Here is a 14414-nt window from a genome sequence, read left to right on the forward strand (position 1 = left end):
TGGCAGAGGTTCATGAGGGGGAGGGGCCTGTCTTATATGGTTCTAGCAGTGGTGGGCGGTTTCTGGGTCTTCCCATTCATCTGGATGGCGCTGGGCTCGCTAAAGACCCAGCGTGAGATTTTGGTTTCACCGCCCACCTTCCTCCCCGAGAATCCGACCGCGGCCAACTACACCAAGTGGTTCAGCGAACTCCATTTCGGTACCTTCTTTGCCAACAGCCTCATCGTGGCCGTGGTGACCGTGCTGGGGAACGTGGTCTTCTGCTCCATGGTTGGGTATGCCCTAGCCAAGATCGACTTCGCCGGCAAGAAGATCCTCTTTGGGGCTGTCATGGTCACCCTGATGGTCCCCAGTGTCTCCACCTTCGTCCCCCTCTTCGTAATCATCGCCAACATGGGGTTGTCTAACTCCTACCTGGCCCTGATCCTCCCCTTCCTGACCCAGCCCATCGGGGTCTTCCTCATGCGGCAGTTTATCTCGGGTATCCCGGACGCCCTCCTGGAGGCCGCGCGGGTGGATGGGGCCGGCGAGCTGAGGATATTCTGGTCCATCGTCCTCCCCCAGTGCGGGCCACCACTGGCCACCCTGAGCATCCTTACCTTCCTGTCTTCCTGGAACAACTTCCTGTGGCCGCTTGTCGCCATGCAGACGGAAGATAAGTACACGCTCCCGGTGGCTCTTTCGCTCTATTCAACCGGTCAGAACGCCACGAATTATGGTGTCCTCCTGGCAGGGGCCGTGCTGGTCATCACTCCCATACTTTTGCTCTTTGTTTTTCTGCAGAGGTACTTCATACAGGGAGTGGCCATGACCGGCATCAAGTGAAGGCAGCGGGTGAGGGGACGACCGGCACCCTCGTCTGGAAGATGCAGGCAGGCCGGTTCAATGGGCGACCCTGGGAGGGGCCGCCCACCCAATCCAACAAGGAAGGTACATTCACATGCCAACGCCTACATACACCTTTCCACAGGATTTCCTCTGGGGAGCGGCCACGGCTGCCCACCAGATAGAGGGCAACAATGTCAATGCCGACTGGTGGGTGCGTGAGCACCGGCCGGACAGCGACCTTAGCGAGCCTTCGGGGGACGCTGACGACAGCTACAACCGTTACGCGGAAGACATATCCCTCCTGGCCGGCAGCGGGTTGAACACATATCGCTTCTCAGTGGAGTGGGCCAGGGTGGAGCCTGAGGAGGGATTCTTCTCCCAGGCCCAGCTCCTACACTACCGGGCCATGATCGAAGCCTGCCTCCAGGCCGGGGTGACCCCCATGGTCACCCTGAACCACATGACCCTTCCCCGCTGGCTGGCCAGGCGAGGGGGCTGGCGCGATCCTGCCTCCACAGACCTCTTCGGCCGATACGTGGAGCATCTCATCCCCATTCTGGAAGGGGTCACCTGGGTCTGCACGATCAATGAGCCCAATATGGTGGCTCTGACCCAAGGGGGGCAGGAGGGCAGCGACATGGCTGCTGCTTCTCTGCCCACCCCCGACCCGGTCATCTCAGAATCATTGGTCAAGGCCCACAGGAAGGCTCGGGAAGTCCTTTCCCGCCGACCGGGAATCAAGTCCGGTTGGACCATTGCCTGTCAGGATTTCCAGGCCTTGCCGGGCTGTGAGCAAGACATGGAGGAGTACCGCTACCCCCGTGAAGACTTTTTCACCCAGGCTGCACGAGGTGACGACTTCATAGGGGTGCAGGCTTACCTACGCACCTTCATCGGCCACGACGGTCCCCGGCCGGTCCCGGAGGATGCGGAGAAGACCCTGACCGGCTGGGAGTATTACCCTGCCGCCCTGGGGGAGGCCGTGCGCCACACTTGGCAGACCGCCGAGCACACCCCCATCGTGGTCACCGAGAATGGAATTGCCACAGCCGATGACAGTCGGAGGATCGACTACACCTTCGACGCCTTGGCCGGCCTTCATCAGGCTATGGATGAAGGCGTGCATGTGGAGGGCTACCTCCACTGGTCCCTCCTGGACAACTACGAGTGGGGATCCTACGAGCCTACTTTCGGTTTGGTATCCGTGGACCACGAGACTTTCGAGCGTCACCCCAAGCCATCCTTGGCCTGGCTGGGTCAGGTGGCCCGTTCCGGCCTTCTTGCCCATCCCTAAGGCTAATACAGACACGAGCACGAACGTCCGGCCCCGAACCGACTTCATATTAGTCCGGGGCCGGACGCTACCACATACCTCGCTGCGCTTACTGGCTGGTCGGGCGCGATGCCCTTGCCTGCACGGATCCAGATCAAGAAGTCACGGTGGATACAAATCGAGAGATTCAGCCGATGAGCCAGCTGACGGGCGAAGCATGCATGCACGGAATTACTGCTGAAAAGTGGAGCTGAGGGTAGTCGAAACCCCGACCTCTTCGATGCGAACGAAGCGCTCTACCAACTGAGCTACAGCCCCATTCGTTGCCCGACCGTAGCCGAACAACAGACTGTACTGTATCGCAGGGTGGGCACAAACGCAATTTGGACGGTCTGTGCCATGACTCCGTGTTACGACCCATGGTTCGGTTTTTGCAGATGCCGGATGGGTTGTCATATTCAGTCGCTGAGGTTCTCGTCCTGGTCAGCGGCTACCTGAGCGGATTCGGCCCTTTTGCCCCTGCCTGCTCTGGCCTTGATCAGGCCGATAACGGTCGGCATGACGGATATGAGCAGAATAAGGATGATGACCAGTTCGAAATGCTCCTGGACGGCCGGGATACCGCCGAAGAAGTAACCCAGGAGGGTGAAGAGGGTGGACCAGACCAGACCCCCCAGAACACTGAAGGGTGTGAACCGGGTCCACTTCATCCCCGAGATCCCCGAGATGAAAGGCATGAAGGTCCTGATGAAGGGGAAGAAGCGGCCTAGGAAAACAGCCAAGGGGCCCCACTTGTCTATCATTCCCTCTGTTTTGGCCAGCCGCTCTGGGGTCAAGGCCTTCACCCTGCCTGACCTGATGATGGCCCGTCCGAAAAAGTGCCCTATGAAGTAGTTGCTCTGGTCGCCGAGGATCGGAGCCAGGCAGACGACCGGCAGGAGGATGTCCAATGCCATCCCGCTGGTGGGGTCGTGTGCGAAGACGCCGGCCGCGAATAAGAGGGAGTCACCGGGCAGAAAGGGCATGAAGACCACGCCCGTCTCGATGAAGATGATCAGGAAGATGAATGCATATGTGGGCACCAGTCCCATGGCAATCCACCCCGCGATAGCGCTACGCGGATCTTTGAGTAGGTTGATGAGCCAGTGTATGAATCCCATTTGTCAAAGACCGTCCTGTTATGTTGAAACATGAACAGTTTCAAACTGTAACAAGTCTGGTTCACGGCAGGTTGGCCTTCACCAGACCCTTGCGAGGAAGACACAACCGCCAGCCTCCGGCACAGGTCCTGTGCGAGGGAGGTAAATTGTTCCTATGGTGACTTAATTCGAAGGGTAACGGCTGGTGTCCATGGTCAAAGCCGTTATCAATGACTCCAGTCCAGCCAGTCGTCAGGTCCGCCTGACGTGCAGGTGGAAGGCGGTGGCCTGTCATGGGCTCCCGAGGCCTATCTGCGGATGCCGTACCTGACGGACTCTCTGATAGGGATAGCAAGAGGCGTTTCCTATTTGCGATTATTGGGAGTCCCCTGCTAGTCTAATTGACATAAGAGGAATTGTTAATTTAATATCCTATTTATAGGGCTTTGGTAAAACCAAAGCGAAAATACATGGCTGTATTCCATTTGACCATGTACCGCATTCGAAGAAGCGAAGTGGCTGACCGAAGGAGGAAGGGTGCAGGTTAATCATCAAGATGCGAACGTCGTTTTGGACCGGGCCGTCGGGTCTCCCGCGTCCGAAGCGACGCTGTCTCATAGTGCGCGAGCGTCCGCGCCGAAAAGGAAAAGACGGTTTCCAGGGAAGGTAGAATCCTCCAAGCGCCACGGTTTCAATCTTTGGCTCCTCATCGTTCCCCTTCTTATTTTCGTAGTTCTCTTCAGTTATCTCCCTCTGTTCGGGTGGGTTTACGCCTTCTTCGACTACCAGCCCCCTATCCCTCTGTCGAAGAGCAAATTCGTGGGCCTCCAGTGGTTCGAGATGATGATTCAGAACCCCGCTCAGCTCCGCGCGGTCTGGCAAGTGCTCATCAACACTTTCGGCATTAGCGGCCTGGGCATTCTGACCAGCATGTTCCCCCTCTTCTTCGCCATCGCTCTCAACGAGATTAGATCCCGTTGGTTCAAGAACGTCGTCCAGACATTGACCACCCTGCCCAACTTCATCAGCTGGGTCCTGGTCTACGCCGTGGCATTCGCCATGTTCTCCTCCTCCGGAATGGTCAACGAGACCCTGATGGACCTCCATCTGATCACAGACCCCATCAAGTTCCTCGATTCCGACTCGCACACCTGGCTGAAGATGATGGCCTGGGGCTTGTGGAAGGGACTGGGCTGGGGGTCGATCATGTACCTGGCGGGCATCGCCGGCATTGATCCGGAGCTTTATGAGGCCGCTGAGGTGGATGGGGCCAACCGATTCCAGCAGATCATCCATGTGACGATTCCGCAGTTGATGCCCACCTACTTCGTGCTCCTGCTCCTGTCAGTCTCCAACTTCCTGAACAACGGGATGGATCAGTACTTTGTCTTCCAGAACGCCTTCAACCTCAAGCACATCCAGGTGCTTGACCTCTACGTCTACAACGTGGGCATGGGTCAGAACAGCCTCTCTCTTGCGACGGCCATATCCATGCTGAAATCCCTGGTCAGTGTGGTCCTTTTGTTCCTGGTCAATTGGGCCTCCAAGCGGACCCGTGGCGAGTCAATCATCTGAGCATGGGGGGAAAACAATCATGAGCGACAGCATGGCAATCGAATCGAAGGGCGTTTCTCCCCTCCTGCAGCGGACCAAGGGCGAGAAGGTGTTCAATGTCTTCAACATCGTCTTCTTCATCCTCTTCGCCTTTATCTGTACATATCCTTTCTACTATCTGATCATCAACAGCATCTCCGACAACACCCTGAGTGCTGCCGGCAAGATCACCATTCTGCCCAAGGGAATCCACTGGAGCAACTATGTGGAGGTCTTCAAGCTGGAGGGCCTGGGCACAGCAGCCATGGTCTCCCTGGGACGTACCGTGATCGGCGCTGCCCTGACCGTACTGGCCAGCGCCTTCCTGGGCTTCCTCTTCACCCAGGAGGGAATGTGGCATCGCAAGCTCTGGTACCGCTTCATCATCGTGACCATGTACTTCAATGCTGGTCTGATCCCCATGTTCATCACGATGAAGAACCTGGGTCTGACCAATAACTTCTGGGTGTACATTCTGCCGGCCATCGTGCAGCCCTTCAATATTATTCTGGTGAAGACCTACATCGAGTCCATCCCCAAGTCTCTCCAGGAGGCGGCCGAGGTGGACGGCGCCGGCACACTGACGGTCTTCTTCAAGATCGTCCTGCCCATGTGCACGCCAATCTTGGCCACGGTGGCCATCTTCTCGGCCGTGGGGCAGTGGAACTCCTTCCAGGACACCTTGATCTACATGACTGATTCAAAGCTCTACTCTCTGCAGTATCTGCTCTATCAGTACATCAACCAGGCAAGCTCCTTGGCCAGTGCAGTCAAGGCCAGCGCGGGCGGCGCCCTGAATATGGCGGCCCTGGCCACCCAGCAGACCCCGACCTCAATTCGCATGACTGTTGCCGTGATCGTGGTGCTGCCCATCCTCTTTATCTACCCGCTCTTCCAGCGCTACTTCGTCAAGGGCATGATGCTCGGCGCCGTCAAGGGCTGATCGAGAGGAGGTGCAACCTAGCCGCCGTGCGGGCCTGATCCCACGCGGCGGCCAGGAAGCGTTCATGTCGATTCATCAAGGAGGACAAATCGATGGGAGATGCAAGGCCGGTAGTGGCCCCGCCGGTCCGAAGGAGATCAACCACGGGGTTGACCATCACCGCTCACGGAGTCGTCGGCGGTGGGCAGGGGCCTGAGGGCCGGGAGCATGGACCGAGGAGGACCACGCAGGCCGTTGAGACAATCGTAAGAGACAAAGGGATGTAAGCGGAAGTCAGAACCCTCCTGATGACCTGCAGCCCGCCGACTTGCCGAAGGTGACAGGACGGGCCCAGGAGCCGGACGGTGTCTGGAAAGGGGAAACAATGCAAGCCAAGAAGCTGACGGCGGTGGCTGCCGCTGTCATAACCGTGTCCATGGCCCTGGCGGGCTGTGGCGGCGGAGACAATTCCGCCAACGAGAAGGACGACGGGTCGCTCATGCAGGTGGATGTCTTCGATGGTCTGGCCAACTACCAGGGCATCCAGAAGGGCTGGTTCGCCAAGATGGTCAAGGACAAGTTCAACCTCAAGTTGAACATCGTGGCCCCCAATGTGGCGGGCGGGGGTAGCACCCTCTTCGACACCCGTTCAGCAGCCGGGAACCTGGGTGACATCATTATCACCGGCTCCGGCTCCGGCCAGGCGGCCAAGCTGGTCAAGTCCCACCTGATCGAGGACATGACGCCGTACATGAAGAATGCGAAGAACATCAAGAAGTACAAGTCCGCCACCGACGCCCTCAACAAGGTGGCCGGGCAGACAAGCGGGGTCTGGGGGGTGCCCGGGTCGGTCACTTCTCTGCCTCCCACGGAGCCCTCCGAGGGGCTGGAGCCCACCTTCGGCCCCTACGTGCGGTGGGACATCTACAAGGAGGTAGGCTATCCCAGGATCGCCAACATGGATGACCTGGTCAATGTCCTCAAGCAGATGCAGGACAAGGCCCGGGCCGATACCGGCGACAAGAGCATCTACGCCATGTCCCTCTTCAAGGACTGGGACGGCAACATGATGAACAACGCCAAGCAGCCCACCTGCTACTACGGTTATGACGAGATGGGCTTCGTTCTGGCCAAGGCCGATGGCTCTGACTACCAGTCGGTCACACAGAAGGGCGGGATGTACGAGAAGGCCCTCCAGTTCTTCAATAAGGCATCACAGGCTGGCCTGGTCGACCCCGAGTCGACCACCCAGAACTACGACACCATGTACGCCAAGTACCAGCAGGGCAAGATCCTCTTCTCCTTCTGGCCATGGCTGGGGCAGGCCGCCTACAACACCACGGACAACAAAGCACAGGGCAAAGGCTTCATGATCGCCCCGCTGGAGGACATGAAGATCTTCTCCTATGGCGCCACGCCTGATGGGGGCAGCACCTTCATCGCTCTGGGTTCCAAGGCCAAGAACAAGCAACGCTTGGTCAACTTCATCGACTGGCTTTACTCGCCTGAGGGGGTCTACGCCTCCGGTGCCCAAACCGGCGGATCCGCTGGTCCTAAGAACCTGAACTGGACGGTCAAGGACGGCAAGCCGGTTCTGACCGATTTCGGCGAGAAGGTCCTCTTCGGCAACGGTGCCAACGTGCCGGCGGATTGGGGTGGCGGCACTTATAAGGACGGGGTTTCGGCCTTGAACTACCCGACTGTGATCGTCCAGGACAAGGATCCCTCCACGGGCTACCCCTACAACGCCAGTATGTGGCCTTCGCAGCTGGCCAAAAACACGGACCCGCTGAGCACTGACTGGTCCGCCCACATGGGCGGGGCCAAGACTACCATGGAATATTTGAAGAAGAACGACAAGATCATGGTGGCCCCCGGTTCCAGCTACGTGACCCCGGACGAGTCCTCCCAGATCAAGACCCTCCGCGGCCAGGTGAAGACCGAGATCGTCAACGCCTCCTGGAAGGCCTCTTTCGCCAAGGATGACAACGAGTTCAATGCCCTCCTCGATGAGATGCGCTCCAAGGTTGACGGGATGGGCTACAAGCAGGTTCTCGATGTGGACATGAAGGACGCCAAGGACCAGAATACGGCCCGGGTAAACATCAAGAAGCAATTCGAAGACAAGAAGTGAAGCATAGTATGAGCGTCCGGCCCCCGTCGGGAGCCCCGGGGGGTTCGGGCCTCACATGAAGACTTGACCACCTTGCTGGGCCTGTGTCGAGCGACCGGCACGAGCCGACCAAGGGAGTCTGAAAATCAGACTATTGCAGAGAAAGGTAACAAGGAAACCATGAAGAAGAGCAAACTCGCAGTGGTGATGGCAGCGGTGCTGTCAGCCTCGCTGGCCTTGGCCGGCTGTGGCGGCGGAGGAGACAACTCGGCCAACGAGAAGGATGACGGCTCCTTGATGAAGGTGGACGTCTATGACGACCTGGCCAACTACCAGGGCATCCAGAAGGGCTGGTTCGCCAAGTTGATCAAGGACAAGTTCAACCTCAAGTTGAACATGATCTCGCCCAATGTGGCCGGCGGTGGCAGCACTCTCTTCGATACCCGTTCGGCAGCCGGGAACCTGGGCGATCTGGTCATCACCGGAGCTGGCAACGGCAGACTGACCAAGTTGATCAAGGCCCACCTGATCGATGACATGACACCGTACCTGAAGAATGCCAAGAACATTAAGAAGTACAAGTCCGCCACCGATGCCCTCAACAAACTGGCTGGGCAGAGCAGCGGGGTCTGGGGGGTGCCGCAGAGCGTCTCCACCAAGAGCCCGACCGACCCCTCCGAAGGTAACGAGCCTGTTTTCGGCCCTTACATCCGCTGGGACTACTACCGTGAGATTGGCTACCCCAAGTTCAACAACCTGGATGACTTCCTGCAGGTTCTCAAGCAGATGCAGGACAAGGCCCGGGCAGATACCGGCGACAAGAATGTCTATGCCTTCTCCCTCTTCAAGGACTGGGACGGCAACATGATGAACAACGCCAAGCAGCCCACAACCTACTTCGGCTACGACGAGATGGGCTTCGTTCTGGCCAAGGCCGATGGTTCTGACTACCAGTCGGTCACCCAGAAGGGCGGGATGTACGAGAAGGCCCTCCAGTTCTTCAACAAGGCCAACCAGATGGGCTTGGTCGACCCCGAGTCCTCCACCCAGAACTACGACACCATGTCGAACAAGTACAAGCAGGGTAAGATCCTCTTCTCCTTCTGGAGCTATCTTGGTCCTGCCGCTTACAACACCACGGAAAATAAGGCCCAAGGCAAGGGCTATATGCTGGCCCCCATGGGTGACATGAAGATCTTCTCCTACGGAGCCACCCCCAATGGCGGCGCCGCCATTATCGCTGTCGGGTCCAAGGCCAAGAACAAGCAACGCTTGGTGAACTTCATCGACTGGCTCTATTCCAAAGAGGGCGTCTATGCCATGGCCGGCAATGTCAAGGGTATGAACTTCGACATCAAGGACGGCAAGCCCGAGCTGACCGACTTCGGCAAGAAGCTTCAGAGCGACAAGTCCTCCAAGGTCCCCGCCCAGTTCGGCGGCGGCTCTTACGCCGACGGTGTATCTGCCCTGAACTTCACCACTGAGCTGGCCACTGACATCGATCCTGATACCAAGGAGCCCTACGACTCCAGCATGTGGAAGTCCACCATTGACCAGTTCAGCAACTCGGCCCTGGACAAGGATTGGTCCGAGCACATGGACGGGGCCAAGACCTCCATGCAGTATCTGGAGAAGGCGAACAAGCTCATGATCGCCCCCGGCTCCAGCTTCATCCAGCCCGATGAGTCCTCCCAGATCTCTACCCTGCGTGGTCAGGTGAAGACCGAGATCGTCAACACCTCCTGGAAGGCAGTCTTCGCCAAGGATGACAACGAGTTCAACAGCCTAATGGACGAGATGCGTTCCAAGGTCGACGGACTGGGCTTCAAGCAGGTACTGGATGTGGACATGAAGAATGCCAAGGACCAGAACACGGCCCGTGTCAACATCAAGAAGCAGTTCGCCAATCGCGAGAAGTCGGAAAGCAACTGATTCCGCGCCGGACGGTGAGGCAGGGGAGCTCTGGTGACCCTGCCCGCCGTCAGGCATGTACCGGTGGGGAGCGTTAGTCGGGCGGGTGGTCAGCCACCCTCTGCCGCGCTCCCCTTGCCATGCCGGTGTCACAGTGGATGGTTCTACAGTCACCGGTGATGAAGCAGCATCGGTCCCAATCAGGGGCCGTGCTGCGAATGACAGAAAAAGACAGAGAAGGAAAACGAGGTGCGAGAGCTGCATGCTCCCATTTGAAAAAAATTCAAGGATTGTCTTCTGTGGAGACTCGGTCACTGATGTCAACCGTGATTACAAGGCCGTTCCAGCCGGCTGGGGCTCCTTCGGCGACGGCTATGTCAACCTGGTCCACGCCCTTCTTACCGCAGTCTATCCTGATCGGGAACTCATGATCATGAACGAGGGAGTCAGCGGAGACGACATCAAGTTGATGGCAGCCCGGTGGGACAGGGATGTGCTCGATATGAAGCCCGACTACGTCTCCGTTATGATAGGAATCAATGATGTCTGGCGTCACTTCGACGGTCCCTTCCGCCAGGCGGACCTGGTCTCTTTGGATGAATTCGAACAGACCTACGAGGATCTGATGGGCAGGACCGAACCTCGTGTCAAGGGCCTGATTGTCATGAGTCCCTTCATGATGGAGCCCAACAGGGATGATCCGATGAGGGCCATGGTCGACCGTTATGCCGAGGTGGCAAGGCAGGTGGCGGACCGGCATGGAGCCACCTACGTGGATGTCCAGGCCGCCATGGACCACTTCCTCGAGAAACAGAGCAGCTACATACTCAGCATGGACCGTTGCCACCCTGGGGTTGAGGGGCATATGCTGGTGGCTAGGACCTGGCTCCAAGCCGTCGGCTTTGATTGGGAAAGGACCACATTCGATGATGAAAAGTGAACAGGAGCCCCGTCCCCTGCGAGAAGACGTAGTCGGGGCCGACAATCTTTCGCGGGTGGATGACGAGATCAGCCGTGGCGCCTTCAAGGCCGATTGGGCCTCCCTGTGCGCCATGGAGCCCCCCACCTGGTTCGCCGATGCCAAGTTCGGCATCTTCACCCACTGGGGCCTATACAGCGTGCCCGCCTACAATAACGAGTGGTACTCGCGCAACATGTACATCAAGGGGTGCCCGGAGTTCGACCACCACGTGAAGACCTATGGACCCCAGAAGGAGTTCGGCTACAAGGACTTCATCCCCATGTTCAAGGCGGAGCGTTTCGACCCCGACCAGTGGCTGGACCTCTTCCGCCGGGCTGGCGCTCGCTACTACATGCCCGTGGCCGAGCACCACGACGGATTCCAGATGTACCGCAGCGAACTGTCGGAATGGAACGCCTTCGACAAGGGGCCCCACCGCGACCTGATAGGTGAGCTGCGGCGGGCCACTCTGGATCAGGGCCTTCACTTCGCCCTGTCCGACCACCGGGCTGAGCACTGGTGGTTCATGGGCCACGGGCAGGAGTTCGACAGCGACGTGCATCAGCCTATGAAGAGGGGCGACTTCTACTGGCCTGCCATGCCCGAGCCTGACAACCAGGACCTCTTCAGCAAGCCCTATCCCACCAAGGAGTACCTGGACGATTGGCTCCTTCGGGTCTGCGAGGTGATCGACGCCTATCGGCCCGAACTCCTCTATTTTGACTGGTGGGTCCAGCATGAGGCGTTCAAGCCTTATTTGCAGCGCCTTGCCGCTTACTACTACGACCGGTCCGTGGAGTGGGGGGCCCCGACCGCCATCTGTTACAAGATGGACGGCATGGCCTGGGGTTCGGGCATCGTAGACGTGGAGCGCGGCGGCTTCGCCAACCCCACCCCCTTCGTCTGGCAGACGGACACTGCCATCGCCCGCAACTCCTGGTGCCACACGACCACCCTGGATCACAAGTCGGTGGCTGAAATTCTGGCCGCCCTCCTCGACGCGGTCAGCAAGAACGGCAATCTCATGCTCAACATTGGTCCTTGCGCCGACGGATCCATCGACCCCGAGGAGGAGGAGATGTTGGAATCCATCGGTCGTTGGATGGATGTGAACGGGGAAGGAATCTATGGATCCCGCCCCTGGTGGATCGCTCAGGAGGGCCCCACCCACCCGGCAGAGGGGTCCTTCGCGGACCAGACCGAGGCCGTCTTCACCTCCGAGGATTTCCGGTTCACCTCAGCATCAGGCGCTATCTACGCCTACCAGCTCAAGCCGTCCGCTGATGGGCGGGCCCTGATTAAGGCCTTCGCCCCACGCGGCAAGGAGGGGTCGGTCTTTCAGGGGATTGTCCGCCAGGTCAGCCAGTTGGGTGCAGGACCAGTTAACTACCAGCTGACGGACCAGGGACTGGAGGTTCGGGGCCTCAAAGACCCGGTCGGGGCCACAGCCACCGGCCTGCCTCTGGGCATCCGGATCGACGTGGAGTGAGATCCGCGTCCTGCAGGATTTCTGTCACCGGATCTAGGACATAGTGGCCGACAATAACAAGGAAAGATAGGAAAACATGAAGTTTCTCAACGGAGAGTGGCTGGTGCGAGACGGTTTCGACGTCAAATATGCGGCCAACATCTACAGCGCGGACGTCGAAGAGAAGAGGCTGACCCTCTACGCCCCCTTCCAGGTGATCAGGAATCCCGGCATGACCCTGGACGGAGGGTTGCTCACCATCGAGGTGACATCCCCCCGTCCCGACATCATCACCACCCGGATCATCAACTACAGGCAGGACCACAGCCATGACCCCCGGTTCACACTTAACCGGACCGATCCCCCGGTGAAGATTGAGGAGAGTGAGAAGGGATGGACCTTCACCAGTGGCAGGCTGGCCCTGAAGATCGCCAAGGGTGACGCCATCGATTTCGAGTATGAGTATGAGGGCCGTCCGCTGACCAAATCGGCGTGGAGGGGCAAGGCCCTGGTGACCGATGACGATGGCAGGCCACACGTGGTTGAGTCCCTCGACCTGGGCGTGGGAGAGAAGATCTACGGCCTGGGCGAGCGTTTCACCAACTTCGTCAAGAACGGGCAGACGGTCACCATCTGGAATCAGGATGGTGGTACAGGCACGGCCCAGGCCTACAAGAACGTCCCCTTCTACATGAGCAACCGGGGGTATGGGGTCTTCGTGGATTCCACTGATAAGGTGGAGTTCGAGATCGGTTCCGATGAGGTCTCCAAGGTCCAGTTCTCCGTCCCCGGCCAGGAGCTGACATACTCGGTGATCGGCGGCCAGGACCTCAAAGGGGTGCTGAACACCTACACCGATCTGACCGGCAAGCCCCCTCTGGTCCCCGACTGGAGCTTCGGTTTGTGGCTGTCGACCTCCTTCACCACCGACTATGACGAGAAAACCGTCAACGAGTTTGTCGACGGGATGGCGGAGCGGGACATTCCCCTGTCGGTCTTCCACTTCGACTGCCGCTGGATGGACGACCTGGAATGGTGCAATTTCGAGTGGAAACACTCCGCCTTCCCAGACCCCGAAGGGATGCTGGCCCGCCTCCACCAGAAGGGTCTCAAGGTCTGTGCCTGGATCAATCCCTACATCGCCCAGAAGTCCAAGCTCTTCAAGGAAGGGGCCGAGAAGGGGTACTTCATCAAGCGCACTGACGGCCAGGTCTGGCAGTGGGACAAGTGGCAGGCGGGCATGGCCATCGTCGACTTCACCAACCCCGAAGCAACGGCCTGGTACCAGAGCAAGCTCAGGCACCTGCTGGATCAGGGTGTGGACTGCTTCAAGACCGACTTCGGCGAGCGCATCCCCACTGAGGGCGTCGTCTATTACGACGGTTCCGACCCGGTCAAGATGCACAACTACTACACCCTCCTATATAACAAGGCCGTCTATGACCTCCTGGTCGAGGTGAAGGGGGCCGACCAGGCCATTCTCTTCGCCCGCTCCGCGACGGTGGGTGGTCAGTGCTACCCGGTCCACTGGGGTGGGGATTGCACCTCCAACTACCCCTCCATGGCCGAAAGCCTGAGGGCCGGCCTCTCTTTCGGCATGAGCGGATTCGGTTACTGGAGCCACGACATCGCCGGCTTCGAGGACCAGCCCACCCCCGACATCTACAAGCGCTGGACCCAGTTCGGCCTCCTTTCCTCGCACTCCCGCTACCATGGGTCCACCGCATATAAGGTTCCCTGGCTTTATGGAGATGAGGCCGTCGAAGTCACCCGTGAGTTCGCCAAGCTCAAGCAGCGTCTTGTGCCCTATCTGATCAAAATGTCGCATGAGACCCATGAGACGGGCCTGCCCATGATGAGGGCCATGGTCCTGGAATTCCCCAGCGACCCGACTTGCGAGGACATCGACACCCAGTACATGCTGGGTGACGACATCCTGGTGGCCCCAATCTTCAACGAGGACGGGACCGCCCGCTTCTATGTGCCAGATGAGGGCACGGGCCGACCCTGGGCCAACATGCTGACCGGGAAGACCTATGAGCCTGGACGCTGGTACCAGGAGACCTACGACTACCACACCCTGCCGGTCCTGGTCAGGCCCGGCACCGATCCTCTCCACGTGTGAGCCAGATCCTAGTGCTACGTGCTACATGCGAGACCGGGTGCCGCTTTCGGCATCCGGCCCCTGTGCCCGGTGCGGTCCTCC

Annotated in this window: 10 protein-coding genes and 1 tRNA gene; 9 read left to right on the forward strand and 2 right to left on the reverse strand. The window is 58.9% G+C overall.

Translation table 11 applies throughout. The annotated features are described in order from the left end of the window. The first annotated feature begins 36 nt into the window (after positions 1-36). A complete protein-coding gene (locus H3T90_RS05710) occupies positions 37-825 on the forward strand; it encodes a carbohydrate ABC transporter permease (protein ID WP_232350601.1) in 789 nt (262 codons plus the stop codon). Between the two features lie 115 nt (positions 826-940). Next, positions 941-2122, forward strand: a complete 1182-nt coding sequence (locus tag H3T90_RS05715) for a glycoside hydrolase family 1 protein (protein WP_198229902.1) — start codon at positions 941-943, stop codon at positions 2120-2122. A gap of 224 nt (positions 2123-2346) precedes the next feature. Here H3T90_RS05715 and H3T90_RS05720 read toward each other — a convergent pair. Beyond that, positions 2347-2419, reverse strand: a tRNA-Ala gene (locus H3T90_RS05720). Positions 2420-2559: 140 nt separating this feature from the next. Continuing rightward, on the reverse strand, positions 2560-3261 hold the full coding sequence (locus tag H3T90_RS05725; RefSeq protein WP_198229903.1) for a VTT domain-containing protein: 702 nt from the start codon (positions 3259-3261) through the stop codon (positions 2560-2562). A gap of 819 nt (positions 3262-4080) precedes the next feature. On the opposite strand from H3T90_RS05725, the gene H3T90_RS05730 reads away from it, so the two are divergent. The 7 genes from H3T90_RS05730 to yicI all read left to right on the forward strand — a co-directional run bounded on the left by H3T90_RS05730 (position 4081) and on the right by yicI (position 14333). Next, entirely contained in the window at positions 4081-4815 is a 735-nt protein-coding gene (locus tag H3T90_RS05730; protein ID WP_232350602.1) for an ABC transporter permease subunit, read from the forward strand. A gap of 19 nt (positions 4816-4834) precedes the next feature. Continuing rightward, on the forward strand, positions 4835-5776 hold the full coding sequence (locus H3T90_RS05735) for a carbohydrate ABC transporter permease (protein ID WP_232339520.1): 942 nt from the start codon (positions 4835-4837) through the stop codon (positions 5774-5776). Positions 5777-6140: 364 nt separating this feature from the next. Next, on the forward strand, positions 6141-7889 hold the full coding sequence (locus tag H3T90_RS05740; RefSeq protein ID WP_198229904.1) for a type 2 periplasmic-binding domain-containing protein: 1749 nt from the start codon (positions 6141-6143) through the stop codon (positions 7887-7889). 159 nt (positions 7890-8048) lie between these two features. Next, positions 8049-9800, forward strand: a complete 1752-nt coding sequence (locus tag H3T90_RS05745; protein WP_046322271.1) for a type 2 periplasmic-binding domain-containing protein — start codon at positions 8049-8051, stop codon at positions 9798-9800. Between the two features lie 241 nt (positions 9801-10041). Further along, positions 10042-10719, forward strand: a complete 678-nt coding sequence (locus tag H3T90_RS05750) for an SGNH/GDSL hydrolase family protein (protein ID WP_198229905.1) — start codon at positions 10042-10044, stop codon at positions 10717-10719. Then, entirely contained in the window at positions 10706-12229 is a 1524-nt protein-coding gene (locus H3T90_RS05755) for an alpha-L-fucosidase (RefSeq protein WP_198229906.1), read from the forward strand. The genes H3T90_RS05750 and H3T90_RS05755 overlap by 14 nt, the downstream gene beginning before the upstream one ends. Before the next feature lie 76 nt (positions 12230-12305). Continuing rightward, positions 12306-14333, forward strand: a complete 2028-nt coding sequence (gene yicI / locus H3T90_RS05760) for an alpha-xylosidase (protein ID WP_198229907.1) — start codon at positions 12306-12308, stop codon at positions 14331-14333. Positions 14334-14414 lie beyond the last annotated feature (81 nt).

Origin of the sequence: Bifidobacterium polysaccharolyticum (assembly GCF_016101585.1) — a bacterium.
Lineage (GTDB): Bacteria > Actinomycetota > Actinomycetes > Actinomycetales > Bifidobacteriaceae > Bombiscardovia > Bombiscardovia polysaccharolytica.

Bases quoted from the DNA above. Each gene is read 5' to 3' on its own strand.
- H3T90_RS05735 (WP_232339520.1), top strand. From the start codon at position 4,835: ATGAGCGACAGCATGGCAATCGAATCGAAGGGCGTTTCTCCCCTCCTG.
- H3T90_RS05750 (WP_198229905.1), top strand. From the start codon at position 10,042: ATGCTCCCATTTGAAAAAAATTCAAGGATTGTCTTCTGTGGAGACTCG.
- yicI (WP_198229907.1), top strand. From the start codon at position 12,306: ATGAAGTTTCTCAACGGAGAGTGGCTGGTGCGAGACGGTTTCGACGTC.
- H3T90_RS05725 (WP_198229903.1), bottom strand. From the start codon at position 3,261: ATGGGATTCATACACTGGCTCATCAACCTACTCAAAGATCCGCGTAGC.
- H3T90_RS05710 (WP_232350601.1), top strand. From the start codon at position 37: ATGGTTCTAGCAGTGGTGGGCGGTTTCTGGGTCTTCCCATTCATCTGG.
- H3T90_RS05740 (WP_198229904.1), top strand. From the start codon at position 6,141: ATGCAAGCCAAGAAGCTGACGGCGGTGGCTGCCGCTGTCATAACCGTG.
- H3T90_RS05730 (WP_232350602.1), top strand. From the start codon at position 4,081: ATGATGATTCAGAACCCCGCTCAGCTCCGCGCGGTCTGGCAAGTGCTC.
- H3T90_RS05715 (WP_198229902.1), top strand. From the start codon at position 941: ATGCCAACGCCTACATACACCTTTCCACAGGATTTCCTCTGGGGAGCG.
- H3T90_RS05755 (WP_198229906.1), top strand. From the start codon at position 10,706: ATGATGAAAAGTGAACAGGAGCCCCGTCCCCTGCGAGAAGACGTAGTC.
- H3T90_RS05745 (WP_046322271.1), top strand. From the start codon at position 8,049: ATGAAGAAGAGCAAACTCGCAGTGGTGATGGCAGCGGTGCTGTCAGCC.